We start from the raw sequence: 17,272 nt of genomic DNA, 5'->3' as shown, positions 1-17,272 counted from the left end.
TAAAAAATCCCACGGATGTGCTCCGCGGGATTTCTTTATTCTTGCTCAACTCCATTTGGCAGGATTAGTATTTCTACTCGTCGGTTAAGACTACGACCTTCTGGTGTGTCATTTGTCGCAACAGGTTCATATTCACCAAGGCCGCGAGCGCTGAAACGGCTTGGATTAAGTTTTTCGTTCTCTAATAAAATACTCATAAAATTAACGGAACGCATGACACTTAAATGCCAGTTGCTTTTAAACTCATGATTATTAATAGGGACAGTATCTGTATGTCCACTTACAATGATATTGCGAGGAGAATCCATAACCAACAGCTCAGAAATTTCTCTTGCAATTTTAATATCCTCTGGTCGAACCTTTGCACTTGCCGGATTAAAGAAGGCACCATCCTGAATGGTAACTAGCAAACCTTCTTCCGTTAAGCGCGTTTTAAGACTTAAATCTAAACCACTCTCGGCGATATAGCCATTAATCTTCTTTTGCAATTCCTTCAGTTCTTCTTGCTCTTGTTTTTCTCTCTCTTTTTCTTTGTCTTTATCATTTTGGATTGCAACTGTATCAATTTCAACTGGTGTCGGACTCTCGTATTCTAAAACAGAGGTTCCACCTGTGAAAACATTATTAAAAGAGCTTCGGAGCGCATTAAATTTCTGAGCATCTACATTGCTTGCTGCAAACAAAACAATAAACAAGGCCAGTAATAACGTTAAAATATCCGCATAGGGCACCAGCCATGATTCATCCATATGCTCATCGTGCTTTCGTTTTCGTCTTTTTCTAGCCATCTATCATTTCACCTTCAGTCAAAACCTTTTCACGGTCTTTGTTTGATAGGTACATTGAAAGTTTTTGTTCGATTGCTCGAGGGGATTGACCTTCAAGGACAGACAAAACGCCTTCAATCATGACTTCTTTAATTTTTATTTCCTGCTTTGATTTCTGTTTTAATTTATTTGCGAAAGGATGCCACAGTACATAACCTGTGAAAATCCCTAATAGAGTTGCAACAAACGCAGCTGCAATAGCTTCCCCAAGTGCATTTGTATCGTCCATATGGCCCAATGCTGCAATCAGACCTACAACTGCCCCCAATACCCCAAGTGTTGGGGCATATGTTCCTGCTTGGGAGAAAATCGAAGCGCCAGATAAATGGCGGTCTTCCATTGCTTCTAATTCTTCCGTCATCACATCACGAATAAATTCCGCACTTTGTCCATCAACCGCCATGCTTAAACCATTTTTTAAGAAGGGATCATCCACTTCAGCAACCTTGACTTCAAGTGCTAATAGGCCTTCCTTACGAGCAATCGTTGCCCAGCTTGAGAACATTGGAATTAATTCTTCAACACCTAACAACTTTTTTTCTTTGAAAAGGACCCCAAATAATTGTGGCACCCTTTTTAATTCACTGGTAGGAAAAGCAATTGTTACTGCTGCAATCGTTCCTAAAATAATAATTAAAAAGGCAGCGGGGTTTATCAAAGCTGTTACTGAAACCCCTTTTAAAATCATACCTATAAAGACGGCAATTAAACCAAGTATTACACCAATTAATGACGATTTATCCAATTAATATCACCTATACTTTCATACGTAACAACTAAAGTTGTTTCTAATAGTTTATCTAACATTCTACTATTTTTATCGACAAAATTACTAGATTATTTAGCGAAACTTATCATTTTATCGCGAATATTTCGGAGTGGAAAATATATGTAGGAGTGGTTTACAATGTAAGAGTATACATATACGAATCTCTTAAGCGAAAAGGGGAACTTTCTATGAATTTTAATGATTTTACGTATGTCCGCCCGAACATGGACGAAGTAGAGCAAACATTTAATGTAGCGCTTGAAAAGTTTAAAAATGCGGCAAATCCAGTCCGACAAGATGAAGCGATGAAAGAAATCATTGCCATTCAACGAACAGTTGATACAGCTTTTAACATTTGCTATATCAGGCATACGGTTGATACAAATGATGAATTCTATAAAAATGAGCAAGATTATCTTGATGAAATACAGCCATTAGTTCAAGGCTTAACAACGAAATACTATGATGCTCTTGTTAATTCTAAATTCCGTACCGAATTAGAAAACAAATGGGGCAAACAGCTATTTGATTTTGCTGAAACACAAATCAAAACATTCTCTGCAGAAGTTGTGGAGGATCTTCAATTAGAAAATAAGCTTTCTTCAGAGTATACAAAGCTTGTGGCGTCTGCAAAAATTATGTTTGAGGGAGAAGAACGTACGTTAGCGCAGTTACAGCCATTTATGGAATCGAAAGACAGAGGTATGCGTAAAAAAGCGAATGAAGTACGATTTGCATTTTACCAAGAGCACCAAGAGAAGTTCGATGAAATATATGATCAGCTTGTAAAGGTACGCACACGTATTGCACATAAGCTAGGATTTAAAAACTTTGTAGAGTTAGCTTACGTAAGATTATCCAGAACAGATTATAATGCAGAAATGGTAGCTAACTTCAGAAAACAAGTAAAGGATCATATCGTTCCATTGGCAGTAAAGCTTCGTGAGCGTCAAGCAGAGCGTATTGGAATTGATAGCCTAAAATATTATGATGAGTCATTCAGCTTTAAAACCGGTAATGCTGTACCAAAGGGTGACCCTGAGTGGATTATTGAAAATGGAAAGAAAATGTATGAGGAGCTTTCTGAGGAGACAAAAGAATTCTTCAATTATATGATTGATACGAATTTAATGGATCTTGTTGCCAAGAAAGGGAAAGCTAGTGGCGGTTACTGTACGTACATTAGCGATTATCAAGCACCATTTATTTTCTCAAACTTCAATGGAACTTCAGGAGATATTGATGTTCTGACACATGAGGCAGGTCACGCATTCCAAGTTTACTCAAGTAGACATTACGAAGTTCCTGAATACAACTGGCCAACATATGAGGCTGCAGAGATTCATTCAATGAGCATGGAATTCTTCACATGGCCATGGATGGAGTTATTCTTCAAAGAAGATACAGATAAATACAAGTTTTCTCATTTAAGTGAAGCGTTATTATTCTTACCATATGGGGTTGCAGTAGATGAATTCCAACATTTTGTATATGAAAATCCAGAAATAACACCATCTGAACGCAATAAAGCTTGGAGAGATATTGAGAAAAAGTATATGCCATTACGCGATTATGATGGTAATGAATATCTAGAAAAAGGTGGCTTCTGGCAGCGTCAAGGCCATATTTACACAACTGCCTTTTATTATATTGATTATACATTAGCTCAAATTTGTGCATTCCAATTTTGGAAAAAATCTAGAGAAAACCATGAAGCAGCATGGGCTGATTATCTTCACTTATGTAAACAAGGTGGAAGCAAGCCTTTCACCGAATTAGTGGAGGTTGCAAATCTACTATCTCCATTTGAAGAGGGAACTGTAGAATCTGTTATTGGTGAAATCGAAGCATGGCTAAATAGCGTTGACGACAAAACATTATAAGAAACATAAGGACTGTGGAGGAATCCGCGGTCTTTTAACTTTATTCATGAATAAAGTTAAAGCCTCCGGCGGATGCCACGATTTTTCAAAGGAAATTTTTCGAGCAATAAGTTCAAAGACTAAGAACGCCACTTCCTGTGGCAACGTCTTTTTGACCCACTTCCTGTGGGCCTAAAAATCGGGCGCAAATGCAAAAGCGCATTTGATGTGCTTTTTTTTCAAATTTTCCAAATTAAGTTGTATGTTATGCAAAAGGTATTAATTAAGGATATAATAAGAACATCAAACTGAAATTGAGGGTGTTTTCATGATTCATTTAAAAACAAAAAGAGAAATTGAATTAATGCGTGAAGCGGGCCAAATTTTAGCTGCTTGTCATAAGGAAATTGCTAAAATGATTCAGCCTGGAATCACAAGTCTTGAGATCGACAGCTTTGCTGAGGATTTTATAAAGAAAAATGGTGCCACGCCTGAACAAAAAGGCTACAAGGGCTATAAATTTGCAACATGCGCATCAATTAATGATGAAATTTGTCATGGGTTTCCTAGAAAGAAACCACTGATGAATGGTGATATTGTCACAATTGATATGGTCGTAAACCTTGGGGGCGCACTCGCAGATTCTGCATGGTCTTATGGGGTCGGTGAAATTTCAACAAAGGCAGCTAAGCTTCTCGATGTTACAAAGACGGCAATGTACAAAGGAATTGAACAAGCGGTAATCGGCAACCGACTTGGAGACATCGGTCACGCTATCCAGTCTTACACAGAAGGTGAAGGATTCTCAGTTGTTCGTGATTTTATCGGACATGGAATCGGACCAACAATGCATGAGGAGCCACAAGTGTTACACTATGGTCTTCCAAACAAAGGATTGCGCTTAAAAGAAGGTATGGTTTTCACAATCGAACCAATGGTCAACGTCGGAAAATATCAAACAACCATGGATAAAAATGGCTGGACTGCGCGCACAATCGATGGCAGCCTTTCCGCACAATATGAACATACACTTGCAATTACACAAGATGGTCCACTAATCTTAACCGATCAAGATGCATAATAATCAAAAAAAGTGTCACATCCATTGTGGCACTTTTTTTGTTAAAGAAAGGTATCGATTAATACTGGGAAGATGGAGTCCGCAACCCAGTGAAAATAGAGCGGGAAAACTATAACAAGCAGGTTCCCATATAAACAATATCTACAATAAAACCTCTTCGTCGTCGATCCAGGTTCTTCAGCAATCGACGCAAAAACTGCCCCCACTAGACACGTAAAGATAAAAAAGCCATATCCAAACAAAGAATTAAACCTTTCAGTAAACAAAATAAATCCTAATGCTGAACCATTTAAAAATAATAGGGCAAATGACATGATTAAGAATATTTTTGGAATAATGGACATGTTTTCCACCTCATTAATGTATATGAGGGGGAAAAGAGGGAGATGACACACTTCCAAAAATTACTTGTAGCCCATCCAAAAATATGGTTAAATAAATCAACTAAATTACTTTTTAGGAAGAGGCGATAAAATCATGATCACGATAAAGCGGTTGTCCCAATGTACACTTGAAGATGCAGTAGTTGCTTGGAATAAAGGATTTGAAGGTTACTATTTTGATATGACAACTACTGTCGATTTTTTTACAAGACGATTAATTTTGGAAGGGCTTTCTCCAACCCTCTCCGTGATTGCTTATGACGAGGAGCGACCAGTAGGAATTATATTAAACGGCATTCGCCTTATTAATGGTAAGAAGGTTTCTTGGAATGGTGGAACAGGTGTTGACCCTGACTACCGCGGGAAGGGCGTTGGCAAAAAGCTGATTGATGCTGTTCTAGCAATCTATGAAGAGGAAGGTGTAGAAGTTGCCACGCTTGAGGCTGTGAAAGAAAATGCGAAAGCTATCTCTTTATACGAGAAGTTCGGTTATAAAATTGTAGATGAGTTAGTTCACCTCCAACATACAGGTCAATTATCAAAGGATGCATTTTCATCAGAAAATAACCGTTATACATATAAAAAAGGGATTCCAATTGACGCGTTGCAGGCACCATTTTATAAAGCACTTGTTCCGTGGCAAACGCAGTGGAACAATGCGCGTGATGGAGAATCGATTCTAGCCTTAGATGAGAACGGCAATGTGGTCGGTTATGCAATCTATAAAAGGTTGTTTAATGAGGAAGCTACACTTCAATCTATTATTCTATTTCAATGTGAGGCCGAGCCTTCGCAGCTAATAAAAGAGGACATTGTAAGAAATCTACTATGTATGGTTTATAAACCAACTAGTCTACAAGTGGCAAGGACAGCAGCCAATATTTCAATGTCGAATAATATTTTACGGGATATATTAGAAAAAGAAGGATTTAATGTGAAAGCAGAGCAAGTCTTTATGATAAAATAAATTATTAGAATATTCCTACCAATCGGTTACCAAACCAATTGTAAAGTGGGGGAGGGTAATTGAAAAAAATCATTTTACGTGATGTCACGATGGAAAATTTACTGGATGTCATTCGATTAAAATCAGAGGACAAAGAGTTTGCTTTATTTGAAAAATGGGTTGCTTCAAATGTTTTTTCACTTGCCCAGGCAAAAGTCCAACCAGATTGGGTAACAAAGGCAATTTACGATGGGACGCAATTAATTGGATTTACGATGTTCGGCCTAGATAATGAACGAAATCGGTTTGAACTATGCAGGATTATGATTGATTATAAATTTCAAGGTAAAGGCTATGGTACAGCGGCAGTAAAGGAAATTATTGCAGAAATGATAAGGACTTTACCCTATTGTGAAGAGATTTACTTGTCGGTTATTCCAACGAACAAAGCTGCAATCCATATTTATACAAAAGCGGGATTTACGAAAACAGGTGAAATCATTAAAGGCTTTGTGGACGAAGATGTATATTGTTTTAAGGTGTAGGAAGGAGTAAATGAATGAAAGCAATACTCATTGGAATTGTTTCATCTTTATTTTTTGCAGTTACTTTTATTCTAAATCGTTCGATGGAGCTTTCAGGTGGTAGTTGGCTTTGGAGCTCTTCATTGCGGTATTTTTTTATGGTGCCATTTTTGATTGGCATTGTTCTCATCAGAGGGAATATGCGGGAACTGTTACATGAGTTAAAAACAAATCCCGTTACATGGATATTATGGAGTACGATTGGGTTTGGATTGTTTTATGCACCCCTTACATTTGCAGCAGCATCAGGTCCCGGTTGGTTGGTTGCGGGAACGTGGCAATTTGTGATTATTGCTGGATTACTAGTTGTTCCGTTTTTCTATAAGACAATAGAAACAAAGAATGGAATGCAAAGGGTTCGAGAAAAAATCCCTGTTAAAGGTCTTATTTTTTCTAGTCTAATTTTTATTGGGATTATCTTGATTCAACTTCAAGCAGCAGATGAAGGTATTGGAATGGAGATGTTACTTGTAGGGATTCTTCCAGTTGTGGTGGCAGCTTTTGCGTATCCATTAGGTAACAGGAAAATGATGCAGCATTGTAATAATAACTTTGATACGTTTCAACGTGTGCTTGGAATGACACTTGCATCGACTCCATTTTGGCTAATCATTGCTGGAATTGGAGGTGCTACGGTTGGACTTCCAAGTAAGGATCAGGTGTTTCAGTCCTTTATTGTAGGGATTTCCTCTGGGATTATCGCAACCGTGCTTTTCTTTTTTGCAACAGAGCTTGTTAAACATGATCAAAGTAAACTTGCTGCTGTAGAAGCAACCCAAGCTACTCAGATTATTTTTGTCATATTCGGTGAGGTCCTTTTATTAAGTGCACCAATGCCAACGATGTATTCCTTTATTGGACTCTTTATGATTGCTGGTGGCATGGTGCTACACAGCCTGTTCTCGAATCGAAAGACACCGATTAAAGTGACTGACCTGGAGACTAAGTCAATATAAAAAAATGCAGAGCTTTTTGGGCTCTGCATTTTTAGTGGGAAGATTATTTTACTACAATTTTATTTTCTTCAACTGTTACATTCAAACTTGTTTGATCTTCATTTTCTAGAAGAATATCTGTGATTTGGTCTTCAAGCTGTTCTTGGATGACACGGCGTAGTGGACGTGCACCAAAGGCCGGGTGGTAACCAAGCTCAGCTAATTTTTGTTTCGCTTCATCGTCAACAGTGATGGTTACTTCTTGTTCTTTAAGAGTTGCTTTTAGATCATGTAACATTAAGTCGACAATTTGTAGCAGATGTTCTTTTTCAAGCTGTTTGAATTCGATGATGGCATCAAATCTGTTTAAGAACTCAGGCTTGAAGAAGGAACCAAGTGATTCAAGGATAGATGATTCCTTGTAGGCATCAGTTTCAGCCTTTTCAAAGCCGACCGTAATTTTCTTAGGAGCACCAACTCCGGCATTACTTGTCATGATAATGACTGTTTCTTTGAAGCTTACTGTACGTCCTTGGCTGTCTGTTAAACGACCATCTTCTAAAATTTGTAGGAACATATGTTGAACGTCCGGATGTGCCTTTTCAATTTCGTCTAAAAGAATGATACTATAAGGATTACGACGGACTTTTTCAGTAAGTTGACCAGCTTCCTCATGGCCGACATAGCCAGGAGGTGAACCGATGATTTTAGAGACTGAGTGTTTCTCCATATACTCACTCATGTCGAGTCTAATCATGGCATCCTTCGAGCCGAATAGTTCCTCTGCAAGGGTTTTCGTTAACTCTGTTTTACCTACACCAGTTGGTCCAACGAAGAGGAAGGAACCGATTGGGCGGTTTTTAGTCTTTAAACCAGCACGGCTACGACGAACTGCTTTCGCAACCTTTGTTACTGCTTCATCTTGACCAATTACTTTTTTGGCAAGATTTTCTGCAAGTTGCTTCATTTTTTGTTGTTCATTTTCTTGGAGCTTACCAACAGGAATACCCGTTTTCTTTTCAATAATTTGTTGAATGTTTTCGACATCAATCACATGCTCTACGTTGTTTTCTGGATTATTTAATTGTTTTTCAAGTAGAATTTCTTGATGTCTTAATTTTGCTGCTAATTCATAATTTTCTTCACCAGCAGCTTTTTCTTTTTCTGCTGCAATTTTTGAAAGCTCTTCTTCAATATTCTTTGGATTTGTTCCACCAGATACTAGGTTCATTTTTGAACCAGCTTCATCAAGCAAGTCAATGGCTTTGTCTGGTAAAAAGCGATCCTGAATGTAGCGATGTGATAATGTAACACAGGCGCGTATCGCTTCATCTGAATATTTTACGCCATGGAAGTCTTCATATTTCCCTTTAATTCCTTCAAGAATCTGAATCGCTTCATCAATCGATGGTTCTTCCACAATAACAGGTTGGAAGCGGCGCTCAAGTGCAGCGTCTTTTTCAATTTCTCGATATTCTTTTAAGGTTGTTGCACCGACCACTTGAAGCTCACCACGAGCAAGAGCTGGTTTTAATATATTACCTGCATCCATTGACCCTTCTGCAGAACCTGCACCAACTAATAGGTGAATTTCATCGATAAATAAAATAATATTTTTACGTTTTTGAAGCTCCGCAATTAATTGTTTCATACGCTCTTCAAATTGACCACGAATACCCGTGTTTGCAACTAATGATGCAACATCTAGTAAATAAACCTGTTTATTTGAAAGCTTGTTAGGTGCTTTTCCTTCAGCGATAAGTAGGGCTAATCCTTCTGCGATTGCAGTTTTACCTACACCCGGTTCCCCAATTAGAACGGGGTTATTTTTATTACGGCGGTTTAATATTTCAATGACACGTTGGATTTCCTCATCACGGCCAATCACTGGGTCAATTAGTCCAGCTTTTGCCATTTGAGTAAGGTTCCGTCCAAATTGATCGAGAAGACCTCCGCCATTTCCACCGTGTTTTGTTTGTGTTTGTTGTTGATTGATTCCCATTTGTTGACCGAAGGCATTGCCTTTAAATAGGTCATCAAATGTGAAATTAGGGAAACCGTTCAATCCTGAAGGTATTTTCATGTTGTTCTTCTCCTTCGCATAACACTCACTGCAAAGTTGAATTTGTCGCTTTTCATGGTTAAGTTGAAGATGTAATTGAACAGTAGCTTCATTTTGATTACATGCTTGACAAATCATAAACAAATACCTCCTTGAATTTTTGACTATCTTTGACCAATAAGATAAATGAAATAGGTCATTTATGATGATACATAGCGTTTGACCATCTTTGACCTTATGACTACATTATACTTTGACCAATTTTGACTTTCAAGTGAAAAGTCCTAGCAATTTTTTCCGCATGTTTCCGAAATAATAGCTCGTCTTATTTATAGAACTTGTACATATATATCAAGTAATACAGTTAAACAATGAGGTGGCTATTTGTGCGAGGGAATTGGGGAGCAGCATTCCAGATTGGTGCTGTATATGTAGGAACAATCGTAGGAGCAGGCTTTGCAACAGGTAGAGAAATTGTTGAATTTTTTACCCAGCACGGTGTATATGGCATGATTGGAATCTGCATCAGCGGTTTCCTATTTATATGGTTAGGAACAAGAATTATGATTATTGCAAACCGAATTCAAGCAGATTCATATAAAGAATTTAATGAATATTTATTCGGAAAGAAAATAGGGTTTGTTGTGAATGCACTTATGCTCCTTGTACTAATAGGAGTAACTTCCGTAATGCTTTCTGGTGCAGGTGCAGTTTTTCATGAACAATTGGGGATATCCTATCAGCTCGGAATCTTATTAACGGGTGGGCTTTCCGTTTTTGTTTTAACATATGGAGTTAAGGGTTTATTTGGTGTAAATATGTTTGTTGTTCCAATTATGATATTCTTTAGTGTTGTTTTAGCAATAGAGGTAATAGCAACGGATGCAACGGGTCTTTTGAGTCGGCCAGAAATTGAGTCGCAAAGCGCTAAATGGTTGATTTCACCGTTTTTATATTCGGCTTTTAATTTGACAATGGCGATGCCCGTATTAGTTCCGCTTGCAAAGGAAATTGACCATGAAAAAACATTAAGATGGGGCGGTTTTATCGGTGGTGGCGCGTTATGTCTCATTTTATTTACGAGCCATATATCATTATCCGCACTACCAAATGTAGAAGGTTTTGAAATCCCGATGGCTGAAGTGATGAAAAACTTCATGGCTGCGTTTTACTGGTTGTACATCCTTGTGATTTATGGGGAAATCTTTACGTCTGTAATCGGAAACCTATTTGGCCTTGAGCGCCAACTGAAAAATGTCCTCAAACTACCATCCATTTTAATTGTGTTTGGTATACTATCGATTGCGTATGTGATAAGTCAATTAGGTTATGGCTCATTGATCTCATTCTTATATCCGTTGTTTGGGTATATGAGTTTGATTTTATTAGTCCTGTTGGCAAGACCGATGAAACGCTAACCGAGGGAATAATCAAAACCTGGATAAATAAAACTATACAAGAGGAAAAATAAAGAGGTATTTTCAACCTCTTTATTTACTTTTTATGGTGATTAACGTAACTACTTAAATAACTAATGTACATCCTTAGAATAAGCGAATGTTTCTTTAAGATGACAGGCAAGTTGTATTTCAAGAAAGTCTTTAGGGTCATTAAAACTCAAATTTAGCATGTCCTCAATTTTTTTAAGACGCTGATATAGTGTATTAATATGAACGTGAAGTTTTTTCGCAGTTTCACTAATAGACTTATTTAACTTTACATATGTTAGCAATGTTTGTTCTAAATCATTTTTCTTTGATTTTGCTGTACTTAAAGGCTGGAAAAAGTTATTTATGAATTCCTGAATCTCATTTGTATCCTGATTAATAAACAAGCGATTAACCCCAATGCTTTCATATGCAATCATACCAGATTCTTTTTTATTAACTAGATAGGCAACTGCCTTCTTTGCTTCCTCATAACTCTTTCCTATGTGATATACTCCCTGTTTTTCAGAACCAATACCCACACACACAAACGAATCATTATTAGTTTTCCAGTTAGTAATAATTGTTTTTAATCCCCTTATCGTGTTGTCAGATACTGAATTGTGTGCAAATGAAACAAGTAATATGATTTTATTATGAAATCCGTAGATGAGTTGCACGACTTGGATGTTTTTTTTTATCAATGAGATAATACTATGAATATCAGCACCAAGCTTATATAAATCTTTATAATTAACAAGTTCAATTAAGACCACATAAAACACATGAGAAGGATTTAAGTTAAACTCTTTTCTTTTCTCAAGTAAGACTTCTGGCTCTTTGCTTTGAATCAATTCATTAAAAAATTCATGAGATTTCTTATAATAGATTTCCTCTAGTGTGTGTTTCTTTACAAGTTCAAGTGCGAGTAGGGAGCCACCTTGTTCGATAATTATTCGATCAATGATTGATAATGTATTAGAGTAGGGGTAAATAAAACATCCAAGAAAAATAGTACCATTGAGTATTGGGTAAAGATAAAATTTTCCCTCATCAGGCTTACGCAATTCCACGAAAACAGCATTTCTTCTATGTTTAAAAATAGTAGTAATTTCATCCACGCTAAAATAAATTTTTTCTTTCTCTTGATTATGGTACCAATCGTTTTCTAAATAGTCGTAGAAGGAAAACGGATCATTTATCATTTTACCTATTTCTCTGATAATTGACTTTAAACCTTTGTTTTGTATAGAAATCTTAATAAGTCTGTCGTGGACTTCGTTTCTTTTTGCGAGCTCATTTAATTGTTGCTTTACCTCTGTATAAAGACGTGCATTTTGAATCGCAATTGCAGCCTGGGATGCAAATCCTTGTAAAAGTCGCACGTCATCATCCGTAAATTTCCCTACTTTATTAAATTGGTGAATCGTCATGACTCCAATACGCTTCTCCCCAATAGATATAGGTACACTAACAATTGCTTGAATTTCTTTTCCTTTGTACGAAGACTTGATAATATTTAGATTTCTCTCGGAAATAGAATTCTCACTCATTACTTTATAAATCTGTTCTTTAGAATGATAAATCAACGGTTTTCCTTCCTTAAAAACCATACCCGTAATCGATTCTCCGACCTTCATTTTAAGCTTTCTGATGTTCGGTTCAAATCCTACACTTGTTTTTGTAATGATTTTTTCTTGATCATAGTCATAGAGTTGTAGATAACCTGCATTTGCAACTGGTATTACTGATAATGCATTTTTTGTAATCTTCTCTAATAGATCATCAAGGACAAGAGAGGAAGAAACAGAACGTATCCCCTCGATTAGCATCTCTAATTCTGCACCTTTAGCCTCGATTTGACTTTTAGCATCTAAAAGTTCGAAGCACACATATAAATAATCCAAATCTCTTTCATCAAAAGGACAAGATTCACAGTTAGAGCGAAGAAGCACTAAATGCTCGTTTACGTAAGAAAATGAAATATATAAGTACCCCTTTTTTGTCATGATTTTGTATTTGCTCTCTCCATTACATGTTAGTAAACTAATATTCTCTTTTCTTAGAGTTCCTTTTTTATACATAAGGTTGAACGAAGTATCATGTGCTTTTTGTACCAAGATTTCATAGGAAGCGCCTTTAAACATCTTATCTAGAAAAGATAAAATTTGCTGATTTATTTTCATTACTAACCTCCAAGACTAGAAAATGTAGAAAGTTCTATCTCATCCGTATCATTTATGTAATTTATTACATTGTAATCGGTAATTCAATAAATTACTATAAGAATTAGAAAATATAGAATTTTCAACCATTAAGTTTTGAATGCACTTTCTTTAGGAGTTAGAGGTTGTAATTAAAAGTAATTAAAAAAAGGAGGAAGATTATTTTGGAAAAAGTATTACAAACGGCAAATAGCTTACCACTCTGGATTTTGGCCTCACTGGTAGTAGGTATCGTAATCTTTCAAGCTATCGTCTTTATTCGGCTTGCATCAAAAACAAGCCAATCCGTCGGTATGACTTCCACAGATGTAAAGTCTGCGATAAGGGCGGGTGCGATTAGTTCGCTTGGACCATCTTTAGCAATCATCGTTGTCGCTATTTCAATGATTTCTTTAATTGGAAGCCCAGTTACATTAATGCGAATCTCTATTATTGGATCAGCAGCAATAGAAACAGTTGGTGCAAGTATAGGGTCTAAAGCAGCTGGGGTAGATTTAGGTTCTCAAGGTTATACGTTACAAGCCTTTACAAATGCAGTATGGGTGATGTGTCTTGGTGGAATGGGCTGGTTATTATTCGTTGCTCTATTTACTAAATCTCTAGGGAAAATACAGAAAAAAGCAGAAGCTAATCCCAAAAATGTAACGATGTTAAGTACAGTATCAGTTGCTGCAATGATTGGGGCTTTTAGCTACCTTGGTGGGGGAGAAATGGTAAAAGGTATTAGTGAATTCGTCGTATTTATTGTTGCCTTTATTGTTATGCCCATCATTATATGGATCGGAGATAAAACCCAGTTGAGGTGGATAAAAGAATGGTCATTAGGTCTGGTTATTATTGTGGGTATGTTTGCTGGTTACTTGATATCTTAAAAAAGAAAGTAGGAGAGCTATATGCCAGTTACTAGAGAGGAAAATAATCTATCTATAAACGAATCAGTGCCAGTGTCTGCATCATCAATGGACTTTGAAACCTTTCAATTAAAGTCTCATTTTTGGGGACGCTTAACAATTTGGGGAATCATTGCATTAACATTAATTGTGCCTCTATATCTATCATATGTTCTTGGTTACCATCCAGGCTGGTCAACTATAATTTCAGGTTTTACTGCTTATGCAGCTATTATCATGTTTGTTTGGGTGCTGGAGCCGATTAGCTATTATCCTGTTTTGGGGGTTTCTGGTACATATCTTGCATTTCTTACAGGTAATATCGGAAACATGTGTCTTCCATGTGCTTCGGTTGCTCAACGTGTTGTTGATGCAGAACCAGGAACTAAAAAGGGAGAAATCACTGCCTCATTGGCAATTGCGACTGCTTCGATCGTGAATGCTATCATTCTTATTTTAGCAATACTAAGTGGTTCATACATTTTAACAATCTTGCCTGAATCAGTCTTAAATAGCCTAAACTTTGTCCTTCCGGCTATTTTTGGAGGAGTCATTGCTCAGTTTGCTATAAAAAAACCATTATTTGGTGTAGTTGGGATAGCTTTTGGTTTATTTGTTAATTTAGATCCTGTTCCCCGTGCATTCCAAACATTTGTCTGCATACTCGGAACAGTTGTAGTTTGTTTACTTTTAGAGAAAATCAAAAAACAAGAGAAAAATAAATAAATTCTTGGTGTCGACCTTGTATGTAATGAATTTTTGGAAGGGGTGAAAATCCATTAAGTAGATGGATTAAAAGATGAGTAAACAGAATATTTTACAGTGGATTAAAAACAACCAATCAGATTTTACTGAAATGGCAAAAAAAATATGGGAACATCCGCAAATTGCATATGAGGAAAACTATGCAAGTGATCTACAAGCGTCTAAATTAAAAGAAGAAGGATTTCGAATTCATTCCCCGATAGGAGGAATTTCTACTGCGTTTGTTGCTGAATATGGCTCAGGTAAACCAATAATAGGGATATTAGGGGAATACGACGCTTTGCCTGGCCTTTCTCAAACGGTTAATACAGTTCAGGAACCAGTTGAATTAGATGGCCCAGGTCACGGCTGCGGTCACAATTTACTCGGAACAGCAGGGGTTGAAGCAGTAATCGCATTAAAAGAAGTAATGGATGAGTGTGATATCAATGGGACTATTCGTTATTATGGCTGTCCAGCTGAAGAAGTATTGTCTGGAAAAACGTTCATGGCGAGAGAAGGCGTCTTTGACGATTTAGATTGTGCGTTAACTTGGCATCCATGGACAACTACCATGACATTAAATATGAGCATGCAAGCAATTGTATCCATTAGGTTTCACTTTAAAGGCATCCCAGCCCATGCGGCCGCCTCACCACATGCTGGAAGAAGTGCACTAGATGCAGTTGAATTGATGAATGTCGGTACAAACTTTTTAAGAGAGCACGTGGTGGACGGTTCGCGAATACATTATGTCATTACAAATGGGGGACTTGCTCCTAATATTGTTCCTGAACATGCTAGTGTTTGGTATTATTTACGGGCATCTACAAAAGAACAAGTTGAAGATATCCTTAGAAGGGTAGAGAAAATTGCTCAAGGAGCAGCACTTATGACAGAAACTGAGGTCTATTCAGAAATTGATGCTTTTGCTTATGACACACTTCCAAATGAAGCCTTAAATGACCTCATGTTTGAAAATATGAAACTAGCAGAACCATTAGCATATACTGTTGAAGAAGCGAAATTTGCTCAGGAATTACTTAAGACAGTAGATTCTAACATCGTAAAAATGACCCATAATGCTACAAATGAAAACCTGGCGTCAGACTTACAAAATGATAAATTGACAAAGGGCAAAGTTTTAACTGGTTCAACAGATGTTGGTGATGTTAGTTGGATTACACCTGTAGGTTCAATAATGGCAACTTGTGCTCCTATCGGTATACAGTTACATACCTGGCAGGCCACAGCCTCATTTGGTTCATCCATTGGTATCAAGGGAATGCACTTTGCCGCGCAAACAATGGCATTATCAGCATATGATTTGTTACTAAATAATAATCATATACTTGAAAGAGCAAAAGAGGAGTTTAATCTAAGCACAAAAGATAAGTCATATGTTGCAGGTATTCCTGAAAATGTTAAACCGAAAACGACAAATTTAGCTTAATTAAAGAAATCAAATATATTCCTAAAGAGACCTCTAATTAGGTAAAAAATGATACGAAATGGGAAAATAATAATCTCAGGCAAAGCAAATAAAATATCACCTAGGAGATCGGAGAAGGTATACTTACCATCCTTCGCTCTCCTTTTTCTGCGTTTCTTCATGTAGTCATGCCCCCTTATTTAAAAATAGTGGGAAAAGTACTAGCAAAAATAAATTGAAGACAAGATGGGAAAGGATTGTTAGAAAAATATTTCGTTTCCACATATATAATGTTCCCCAAACAACCCCACCTGCAAATGTCGCAAGCAAAAAAAGTGGATTAAACGTATAAAGATTGGCAGACGTATAAAGAAGAGAGGATATGACGATTGCGACTAGCTTGTTGTCGAATTTTGCCTCGATATTCTTCTGTATATAGCCTCTCCAAAAGAGCTCTTCACCCGGAATGATGATGAGAAAGAGTACTACAAAATGCCAGGAAAGCTGTGGCTGAATCTTCATATATAAATCCGCCACTTCATCTAGCATGTTCGGAAAGAGGAAAGCGGAACCCATTTTTCCAATCGAGAAAAGGCCATACATCATAATGCCAGAGAAGATAGCGATAGCTAGGTTGGATGCTGATATAGATTTCTTATCAAAATTGGCGAAACGGATTGCTGCTGCTGTTAAAAGGAAAAAGGATATGGTGAATATGACCCAAAAAGGGATGGTGGACAGGAAACTCGTCGCCAATAAAATATGTACCAATAGTAATAGTAGATAAAAGTTTCTATGCATATTGTCGTTCCTCTTTACTTAGATTATGTCGTAGTCATTTTAACATGAACGACATTTTTTTAGAATAAATAACCGACGGTGACTCATCCTAATGGTGATGATCTGAAAGAAGGAGAGATTCTACATGACACAATCAAAACGTCAACAAGAACGCCAGTGGACAGTTAGAAAACAATCACAAAACCCACATGGAAAAGTCAAATCCTTTGAACAGCTGGCTGAAGAAGCTGGCAAGGATACAAAAGAATAGGTAAATGCGGCGCACACACTCTGTTTTGAAAACACAACTATAATTAGGGATAGA

The 17,272-nt window shown here is 37.0% G+C and carries 16 protein-coding genes and 1 pseudogene; 10 read left to right on the top strand and 7 right to left on the bottom strand.

Annotated features, from left to right (window positions below):
• Positions 1-35: 35 nt before the first annotated feature.
• Together motB and motA are read right to left on the bottom strand one after the other, a co-directional pair.
• Entirely contained in the window at positions 36-749 is a 714-nt protein-coding gene (motB, locus tag CKJ95_RS14200) for a flagellar motor protein MotB (protein ID WP_373604855.1), read from the bottom strand.
• Positions 710-1,572: pseudogene (gene motA, locus CKJ95_RS14195) on the bottom strand (flagellar motor stator protein MotA). The gene motB and the pseudogene motA overlap by 40 nt, the downstream one beginning before the upstream one ends.
• Positions 1,573-1,784: 212 nt before the next feature.
• Here motA and CKJ95_RS14190 point away from each other — a divergent pair.
• Positions 1,785-3,479 (top strand): M3 family oligoendopeptidase, encoded by a 1,695-nt coding sequence (locus CKJ95_RS14190; RefSeq protein WP_099354101.1) that lies wholly within the window; start codon positions 1,785-1,787, stop codon positions 3,477-3,479.
• Positions 3,480-3,786: 307 nt separating this feature from the next.
• A complete protein-coding gene (gene map / locus CKJ95_RS14185; protein ID WP_099354100.1) occupies positions 3,787-4,539 on the top strand; it encodes a type I methionyl aminopeptidase in 753 nt (250 codons plus the stop codon).
• 41 nt (positions 4,540-4,580) lie between these two features.
• Here map and CKJ95_RS14180 read toward each other — a convergent pair whose 3' ends face one another.
• Positions 4,581-4,883, bottom strand: a complete 303-nt coding sequence (locus CKJ95_RS14180) for a hypothetical protein (RefSeq protein WP_099354099.1) — start codon at positions 4,881-4,883, stop codon at positions 4,581-4,583.
• Positions 4,884-5,016: 133 nt separating this feature from the next.
• Here CKJ95_RS14180 and CKJ95_RS14175 point away from each other — a divergent pair, with 133 nt between their 5' ends.
• The 3 genes from CKJ95_RS14175 to CKJ95_RS14165 are packed head-to-tail and all read left to right on the top strand — an operon-like array spanning position 5,017 to position 7,408.
• The gene (locus tag CKJ95_RS14175; protein WP_099354098.1) at positions 5,017-5,889 is read left to right on the top strand and encodes a GNAT family N-acetyltransferase; all 873 of its coding nucleotides are present in this window, start codon (positions 5,017-5,019) and stop codon (positions 5,887-5,889) included.
• A 59-nt stretch (positions 5,890-5,948) separates the two neighbouring features.
• Positions 5,949-6,413, top strand: coding sequence for a GNAT family N-acetyltransferase (locus CKJ95_RS14170; RefSeq protein WP_099354097.1), 465 nt, complete (start codon positions 5,949-5,951; stop codon positions 6,411-6,413).
• A gap of 14 nt (positions 6,414-6,427) precedes the next feature.
• Positions 6,428-7,408, top strand: coding sequence for a DMT family transporter (locus CKJ95_RS14165; protein WP_099354096.1), 981 nt, complete (start codon positions 6,428-6,430; stop codon positions 7,406-7,408).
• A gap of 43 nt (positions 7,409-7,451) precedes the next feature.
• Here CKJ95_RS14165 and CKJ95_RS14160 read toward each other — a convergent pair whose 3' ends face one another.
• Positions 7,452-9,587 carry an ATP-dependent Clp protease ATP-binding subunit gene (locus CKJ95_RS14160; RefSeq protein ID WP_099354095.1) on the bottom strand — a complete coding sequence of 712 codons (2,136 nt, stop codon included), beginning with the start codon at positions 9,585-9,587 and terminating at the stop codon, positions 7,452-7,454.
• A gap of 248 nt (positions 9,588-9,835) precedes the next feature.
• Here CKJ95_RS14160 and CKJ95_RS14155 point away from each other — a divergent pair, with 248 nt between their 5' ends.
• The gene (locus CKJ95_RS14155) at positions 9,836-10,867 is read left to right on the top strand and encodes a YkvI family membrane protein (RefSeq protein ID WP_099354094.1); all 1,032 of its coding nucleotides are present in this window, start codon (positions 9,836-9,838) and stop codon (positions 10,865-10,867) included.
• A 113-nt stretch (positions 10,868-10,980) separates the two neighbouring features.
• Here CKJ95_RS14155 and CKJ95_RS14150 read toward each other — a convergent pair whose 3' ends face one another.
• Positions 10,981-13,062: a helix-turn-helix domain-containing protein gene (locus CKJ95_RS14150; protein ID WP_099354093.1), complete on the bottom strand. Its 2,082-nt coding sequence runs from the start codon at positions 13,060-13,062 to the stop codon at positions 10,981-10,983.
• Positions 13,063-13,265: 203 nt separating this feature from the next.
• Between CKJ95_RS14150 and CKJ95_RS14145 the strand changes: the two genes are divergently transcribed.
• The 3 genes from CKJ95_RS14145 to CKJ95_RS14135 all read left to right on the top strand — a co-directional run bounded on the left by CKJ95_RS14145 (position 13,266) and on the right by CKJ95_RS14135 (position 16,188).
• Positions 13,266-13,973 carry a DUF5058 family protein gene (locus CKJ95_RS14145; protein WP_099354092.1) on the top strand — a complete coding sequence of 236 codons (708 nt, stop codon included), beginning with the start codon at positions 13,266-13,268 and terminating at the stop codon, positions 13,971-13,973.
• A gap of 21 nt (positions 13,974-13,994) precedes the next feature.
• A complete protein-coding gene (locus CKJ95_RS14140) occupies positions 13,995-14,717 on the top strand; it encodes a small-conductance mechanosensitive channel (protein WP_099354091.1) in 723 nt (240 codons plus the stop codon).
• Positions 14,718-14,790: 73 nt separating this feature from the next.
• The gene (locus CKJ95_RS14135) at positions 14,791-16,188 is read left to right on the top strand and encodes an amidohydrolase (RefSeq protein ID WP_099354090.1); all 1,398 of its coding nucleotides are present in this window, start codon (positions 14,791-14,793) and stop codon (positions 16,186-16,188) included.
• On the opposite strand, the gene CKJ95_RS23420 is transcribed toward CKJ95_RS14135, so the two are convergent.
• Together CKJ95_RS23420 and CKJ95_RS14130 are read right to left on the bottom strand one after the other, a co-directional pair.
• Complete coding sequence (locus CKJ95_RS23420) at positions 16,185-16,349, bottom strand: hypothetical protein (protein WP_165918087.1); 165 nt, start codon at positions 16,347-16,349, stop codon at positions 16,185-16,187. The two genes, CKJ95_RS14135 and CKJ95_RS23420, sit on opposite strands and share 4 nt — an antisense overlap.
• Positions 16,350-16,353: 4 nt before the next feature.
• On the bottom strand, positions 16,354-16,968 hold the full coding sequence (locus CKJ95_RS14130) for a CPBP family intramembrane glutamic endopeptidase (RefSeq protein ID WP_099354089.1): 615 nt from the start codon (positions 16,966-16,968) through the stop codon (positions 16,354-16,356).
• A 124-nt stretch (positions 16,969-17,092) separates the two neighbouring features.
• Between CKJ95_RS14130 and CKJ95_RS23840 the strand changes: the two genes are divergently transcribed.
• Positions 17,093-17,218, top strand: a complete 126-nt coding sequence (locus CKJ95_RS23840) for a DUF6254 family protein (RefSeq protein ID WP_010283238.1) — start codon at positions 17,093-17,095, stop codon at positions 17,216-17,218.
• Positions 17,219-17,272: the final 54 nt, after the last annotated feature.

This window comes from Fredinandcohnia onubensis (assembly GCF_002734285.1).
GTDB lineage: Bacteria > Bacillota > Bacilli > Bacillales > Bacillaceae_L > Ferdinandcohnia > Ferdinandcohnia onubensis_A.
Note: the sequence above shows the minus strand (reverse complement) of the source record. Positions and strands in the feature narration are given on the sequence as shown.